Source organism: Kitasatospora sp. GP30, assembly GCF_029892145.1.
GTDB classification, from domain to species: Bacteria; Actinomycetota; Actinomycetes; order Streptomycetales; family Streptomycetaceae; genus Kitasatospora; species Kitasatospora acidiphila.
In genome coordinates, this window is sequence record NZ_JARZAH010000027.1 from 95,960 (window position 1) to 102,587 (window position 6,628).

The 6,628-nt window shown below is 72.2% G+C and carries 5 protein-coding genes; 4 read left to right on the plus strand and 1 reads right to left on the minus strand.

The window, feature by feature from the left end:
• The first annotated feature begins 98 nt into the window (after positions 1–98).
• Both P3T35_RS28825 and P3T35_RS28830 read left to right on the plus strand, forming a co-directional pair.
• Positions 99–857 (plus strand): response regulator transcription factor, encoded by a 759-nt coding sequence (locus P3T35_RS28825; RefSeq protein WP_101378512.1) that lies wholly within the window; start codon positions 99–101, stop codon positions 855–857.
• On the plus strand, positions 854–1,990 hold the full coding sequence (locus tag P3T35_RS28830) for a HAMP domain-containing sensor histidine kinase (RefSeq protein ID WP_101378511.1): 1,137 nt from the start codon (positions 854–856) through the stop codon (positions 1,988–1,990). The genes P3T35_RS28825 and P3T35_RS28830 overlap by 4 nt, the downstream gene beginning before the upstream one ends.
• A 110-nt stretch (positions 1,991–2,100) precedes the next feature.
• Here P3T35_RS28830 and P3T35_RS28835 read toward each other — a convergent pair whose 3' ends face one another.
• Complete coding sequence (locus P3T35_RS28835) at positions 2,101–3,156, minus strand: NAD-dependent epimerase/dehydratase family protein (RefSeq protein ID WP_101378510.1); 1,056 nt, start codon at positions 3,154–3,156, stop codon at positions 2,101–2,103.
• Positions 3,157–3,293: 137 nt separating this feature from the next.
• Here P3T35_RS28835 and P3T35_RS28840 point away from each other — a divergent pair, with 137 nt between their 5' ends.
• Together P3T35_RS28840 and lanKC are read left to right on the plus strand one after the other, a co-directional pair.
• On the plus strand, positions 3,294–3,671 hold the full coding sequence (locus P3T35_RS28840; protein ID WP_101378509.1) for a YciI family protein: 378 nt from the start codon (positions 3,294–3,296) through the stop codon (positions 3,669–3,671).
• 160 nt (positions 3,672–3,831) lie between these two features.
• A complete protein-coding gene (gene lanKC / locus P3T35_RS28845) occupies positions 3,832–6,324 on the plus strand; it encodes a class III lanthionine synthetase LanKC (RefSeq protein WP_180356263.1) in 2,493 nt (830 codons plus the stop codon).
• The last annotated feature ends 304 nt before the right edge of the window (positions 6,325–6,628 follow it).

Below are 6,628 nucleotides of genomic sequence, written 5' to 3' on the forward strand. Positions count from 1 at the left end.
GACCGGCGAGCGAAGGCGGGGCCGAGCGGACCTTACGGATTGCGAACGGGGCGCCCGACCGGCAGTCGGGACCGGCTCGGGCGCCTATCCTCGGCGGGATGAACGAGAGTCCTGCCACCGCCGGAGCGCCGCCGCGTCCTGGCCGCATCCTGGTGATCGACGACGACCCGACCGTGGCCGAGGTCGTCGCCGGCTACCTGACCCGGGCCGGCCACCAGGTGGACCTGGCCGCCGACGGCACCCAGGGCCTCGCGCTGGCCCGCGCGCACCGCCCCTCGCTCGTGGTGCTCGACCTGATGCTGCCCGGCATCGACGGCCTGGAGGTGCTGCGCCGGCTGCGTGCCGCCGAGGACGGCGCCGACCTGCCCGTGGTGCTGCTCACAGCCAAGGGCGACGAGGCCGACCGCATCCTCGGCCTGGAGCTGGGTGCGGACGACTACGTCACCAAGCCGTTCAGCCCGCGCGAACTGGTGCTGCGCGTGCAGTCCGTACTGCGGCGCGCCCGGGCCGCCGCACCCGGGGCCGCGCCTGGCGCTCCGCTGCGCTCGGGGGACATCACGCTCGACCCGCAGGCCCGCCGGGCCAGCCGGGGCGAGGCCGAACTGTCGCTGACACTACGGGAGTTCGACCTGCTCGCGTTCCTGATCCAGCACCCGGGCGCGGTGTTCTCCCGGCAGGAGCTGATGCAGCGAGTGTGGGGCTGGGACTTCGGCGACCTGTCCACCGTCACCGTGCACATCCGCCGCCTGCGCGAGAAGGTCGAGGACGACCCCGGCGCCCCGGCCTTGATCACCACCGTCTGGGGCGTCGGCTACCGCTACGACCCGGCGGCGACGGGGCAGGGCGGTGCCCGGTGAAGGACCTGCTGCTGATCGCCCTGTTCGCCGCGCTCGGTGCGGGCGGTGCCGGCCTGCTCGGCTGGGCGGCCGTGCGGTGGCTGCGCCGGCGGTCGATGGCGCTGTCGCTGTTCTGCGTCGCGGCCGTCACCGTGCTGGCGGTCACCTCCGGCACCTTCGCCGTGGCGCAGGCGATGTTCCTCTCCCACCACGACCTCGGGGTGGTGATCACCGTGCTCGCCATGGCCTCGGTGGTGGCGCTGGCGACGGCCGCGCTGCTCGGGCGCCAGGTGGTCGCCGGCAGCCGCGCGCTCGCCACCGCCGCACGTACCGTCGGCAGTGACACCGGCTTCACCGCGCCGGACCACCCGCTCGGCCGCGAGCTGGCCCAGCTCAGCGAGGAACTCGCCGCCACCAGCGCCCGGTTGGCCGAGTCCAGGGCCCGCGCCAAGGCGCTGGACGCCTCGCGCCGCGAGCTGATCGCCTGGATCTCGCACGACCTGCGCACGCCGCTGGCAGGCCTGCGGGCGATGGCGGAGGCGCTGGAGGACGGCGTCGCCGACCAGCCGGAGCGCTACCTGCAGCGGATCCGCACCGAGGTCGAGCGACTCACCGGGATGGTGGACGACCTCTTCGAGCTCTCCCGGATCCAGGCCGGCGCGCTCTCCCTCTCGCTCGCCCGGGTCTCGGTCTACGACCTGGTCGACGACGCGCTGGCCGGCGCCCACCCGCTGGCCCGGGAGCGCGGGGTGCGCCTGGAGGGCCGCCAGGTGGCGGCGGAGCCGGTGGAGGTGGACAGCAGGGAGATCACCCGGGTGCTGGGCAACCTGCTGGTCAACGCGATCCGCTCGACCCCGCAGGACGGGGTGGTCGCCGTGTCCGCCCGCCGGGAGGCCGACGAGGTGGTGCTCTCGGTCACCGACGGCTGCGGTGGCATTCCGGAGCAGGACCTCACCCGGGTCTTCGAGACCGGCTGGCGGGGCAGCGCCGCCCGCACCCCGCGGCGCGATCCCGGCGAGGGCGGGGACAGCGGCGCGGGGCTCGGGCTGGCCATCGTGCGCGGCATCGTCGAGGCCCACGCCGGGCGCGCCCGGGTGCACAACGTGGTCGGCGGCTGCTGCTTCGAGATCGCCCTCCCAGCGGCGCGGGCGTAGCCGGCCCGGGGCCGGCGCGGCCGGGGACCCGCCGGGGACCGTCCCGCGCCCCGCCGCAGCACCCGTTGGTCGGGCGGCCAGCGCCCGGCCGGCCGCCCCGGCTCGCCCGCTCAGGCCCGCTGTGGTGCCGCCGCGAACTCGGCCATGCCCGCCAGGAACGGCACCCGGGGCCGCCAGCCGAGCTCTGCGCGCAGGCGGCCGGAGTCGGCGGTGATGTGCCGGACGTCGCCGAGCCGGTACCGGCCGGTCACCACCGGCGCGGGGCCGCCGCAGGCGTCCGCCAGCGCCGTGGCCAGCTCGCCGACCGTACGCACCTCGCCGCTGCCGACGTTGTACGCCCGCACGCTGCCCACCGGCCGGCCGTCGAGGGCCGCGAGCGCGGCCAGGTTGGCCGCCGCGACATCGTCGACGTGGACGAAGTCCCGGCGCTGGCCGCCGTCCTCGAACACCTGCGGGGCCTCGCCCCTGGCGAGCGCGGAGCGGAACAGCGAGGCGACCCCGGCGTACGGGGTGTCGCGGGGCATGCCGGGGCCGTACACGTTGTGGTAACGCAGCGTCAGGACCACTCCGCCGCAGGCGCGGGCCCAGGCGGCGGCGAGGTGCTCCTGGGCGAGCTTGCTGGCCGCGTACACATTGCGCGGGTCGCCGGGCGCGTCCTCGCCCACCAGCCCGGGCCGCAGCGCCGCGCCGCACACCGGGCACGGCGGCTCGAACCGCCCGGCGTCCAGCTCGGCCGGGCGTCGGGGGCCCGGGGCGACATCGCCGTGTGCGGGGCAGCGGTACCGGCCCTCGCCGTAGACCACCATCGACCCGGCGAGCACCAGCCGCCGCCCGCCCGTGCGGGCCATGGCGGCCAGCAGCACCGCCGTGCCGAGATCGTTGCAGCCCACGTAGTCGGGCGCGTCCGCCAGGTCGACGCCCAGCCCGACCATCGCCGCCTGGTGGCAGACCGCATCCACCCCGGCCAGTGCCCGCTCGACCGTCTCGGCGTCCCGCACATCGCCGCGCCGGAACTCCACGCCGCCCGGTAGCCGGGGCACCGCACCCGAGGGGTGTGCCGCGGGCAGCAGCGCGTCCAGCACCCGGACCTCGTGGCCCGCCGCGACCAGCCCCCGAGTGACCGCCGAACCGATGAACCCGGCGCCGCCGGTGACCAGAATCCTCATGCCCGGCGACGCTACCGGCCGCAACCGGCGCGGAGTGGGACGGCGGGCACCCCGTCAGGGTTCGGTAAGGACGACGGCCGCGCGGCGCGGGTTGAGAACGAGGTCCCGTCGGGTGGTCCGGGTGCGAGCATCGGGACATGAAGTACATGGTGCTGATGTATGCCGATCCAGCCGCGACGGAAGCGATGACCAAGGAGCAGCGAGCCGAGGTGTTCCGCAGGCACGAGGCGCTCCACCAGGACCTGGAGGGCTCGGGTGAGCTGCTGAACGGAGCAGGTCTGGCCTACCCCAGGGACTCCACGACCCTCCGGTGGCATCCTGCGGCCGACCCGAGCGCCACGGACGGGCCGCTCATCGGAGCGGCCGAGCAGCTGACCGCACTGACCGCCTACTACGTGATCGACTGCGCAACCCCGGAGCGGGCCCGCGAGATCGCGGAACGGGTGCTCGACTTCCATGTCGTCGCGGTCGAACTGCGGCCGATCCATGACGCGTTCGGGATGTCCGGCACCTGACCGTCGGTCATGGCGCCGGCCGCGTCCGCATGGCCGGACGAACCGCCGGTCCATGTCGATGCGACGTTGTCGATGCGACGTTCATCGGTCGTAGATCCAGGCCTTCCAGACTGTTTCTCAATGCAGGCGATGGAAGGCAGCTCACGTCATGGTCGACCAGATGAACTACACGCTTATGGAGGGTGATTTCTTCCTTCCGAGCGCGCTGACTCCCGACACGGGAAGCCGCTATTCCGTCCAGCTGCCGGCCGGATGGGAAACGGGCTCGGAGAGCGTCTGGTCGTATTACTCGCCGCTGGGCTTCGACTGGCCGGAACAGGGGTGGAAGATCCATGTTTCCAGCAGGATCGCCGATGTGGAGAAGGTCTTCGGCATAGCCGCCGGGATATGTTCCGCGAGCGGGATCCCGTTCAAGCACATCGCTGCGAAGAACTTCTACCTGCTGCTCAGCCACAAGCACGGATCACGAGTGCAGGCGGGCAAGTGCTTCGTCGCCTATCCGGCATCCGAATCCGCTGCCAAGCCCCTCCTGGACGAACTGGCGGAGGCGCTGGCCGGGTTCGTCGGGCCGTACGTCCTCACCGACCGCCGCTACGGCGACAGCAGGACCGTCTACTACCGGTACGGCGCCATCAAGCCCCGGTTCCGGCTGCTGGGCGACGGCTCGAAGCAGTGGCTGATCCGTGACGCACAGGGCGTCGACGTCGAAGACCGCCGGCTTCCCTTCTTCACTCTGCCCGCGGGAATCGAGGACCCGTTCGCACCGCCCCAGGACTCCCCGCAGGACGACGGCCCCCCGACCGTCGGCGGTTTCCAGATCGTCAAGGCCGTCCAGCACAGCAACGCGGGCGGCACCTACCAGGCGATCCACCCGGCCACCGGGAAGACGGTCATCCTCAAGGAGGCGCGACCCGGCACCGGGGTCTCGTGGGACGGGGTCGAGGCCCAGGAGCGACTGCACCGCGAATACCGCACCTTGCAGGACATTTCGGCGCGCGCTCCGGGGCTCTGCCCCGAGCCCTACGACCTGTTCAGCGAGTGGGAGCACGAATTCCTGGCCGAGGAACTCGTGGACGGAGTCGGCCTGACCCGATGGATCGCCACCAACTGCCCGATCATCCAAGCCAATCGCTCCACCGATGACTTCGCGGAGTACTACCGGAGATGCGAGCGGATCCTCGCGGACCTCGGCGCCGCACTCGACCGCCTGCACGCCCTCGGCTATGTGTTCAGCGACGTGGCGCCGGGCAACATCCTGGTCCGCGACGACGACACGGTCAGGCTCATCGACTTCGAAACCGCACACCGGGTGGGCGAGACCGTCCCGTTGCTGGGCACCGACGGATACGCTCCGCCCCCGGAGTCGGACGACGGCGACCCGTATCTGCGCGACCACTACGGCCTGTCGGCCGTGGCGCTCGCGCTGTTGTTCCCGTTCCACCAGGTCGCAGGCCGGTCGCCGCGGAATCTCCAGCTGCTCCACAACGCCCTGTCGGAGCGGGCTCCGGTCCCGCCGGCCCTCTGGCATCGCGCCATCCGCTACCACGAGTTGGGTGCCCCGGCCGCTCGGCCGACCGTGGACGAGTTGCTGGCCTCGGTCGCCGACGGGCTGCTCGCCGACGCCGACGCGGGCCGCCCCGAGTGGATGTTCCCCCCGCCGTCTCGGGCATACGAGACCAACTTCCTTTCCGCCGCGCACGGTTCGGCCGGAATCCTGCACGCACTCCACCACGCCCGGGTCAGGATCCCGGACGCCATCGAGCAGCGGTTCCTCGCTGAAGTCGACAAGCAGCACACCGCCCTCCCGCCAGGGCTGCACGCGGGCACCGCGGGAATCGCCTGGGTCCTCGACGAACTCGGCCACACCGAACGGTCGTTGTCGCTCCTGAAGTTCTCCGCCGCGCATCCGCTGACCCAGGACGGTGATGACCTGGGAAACGGTGCAGCAGGAGTGGGCCTCGCGCTGCTGGCCGTCCACCGCAGCACCGGCGAGGACCGGCTGCTGGACATCGCCGCCTTGTTGGGCGAGCGGATCGTGACGGAGCCGAAGCGCACGAAGGCTGCCCCCGGGCTGGCCAAGGGCCTCGCGGGCATCTCCTACTTCCTGTTCCATCTGGCCAGGGCCACGGGCAACGACCGGTACCACGACGCCGGTTCGCGCCTGCTCCGTGCCGAACTGGAGCGGACCGTCAGGCTGCCGGACGGATCCCTCTCGGTCTGCGACGACCCCGCACGCCCACGGGCCCTGCCCTACCTCGCGGACGGGTCGGCCGGCATCGGCATGGCCCTGACCCGTTACGCGTCCCTCGAGAGCGGCGCCGACCTCAGGCCCGTGCTGGACGGGATCCTCGCCGACGCCACCAAGAAGGTCACGATCCAGGCGGGGCTGCACCAAGGGCTGGCCGGTCTGGTGGTCTTCCGAGCCGACCACGCCAGGTGGGCAGGCTCGCCCGCCGACGACATCACGGCGCGCCAACTGGCCGACGGCCTGGCCATGCACGCCATCCCCTATGAGCGCGGAGGAGTCCGCATCCTCGGACACGGCCTGTCCCGCTTCAGCGCGGACCTGGCCACCGGTTCCGCTGGAGTGCTCGCCGCCCTGAGCCGACTCGCCTTCGGCGGCGACGGCCAAGGGTTCGTGCTCAACCCCTGAGCTGCGCAGGCCGGAATTCGCCTTTCGTTCCTGCGCTTTCCCCCGCCCCGCCACATGCGAGAGGAGGTGAATTGAAATGACCAACGTTCTTGCTCTGCAGGTTCTTTCCGCCGACGTCGACACCGACGACGCGCCGTGGAGCTCCCTCAGCCTCGCCGGCTGCTGGGATGTCGAGGCTGTGTGATGAGACTGCTGAACCGATGTCCCTTGCCACATGCGAGAGGAGGTGAATTGAAATGACCAACGTTCTTGCTCTGCAGGTTCTTTCCGCCGACGTCGACACCGACGACGCGCCGTGGAGCTC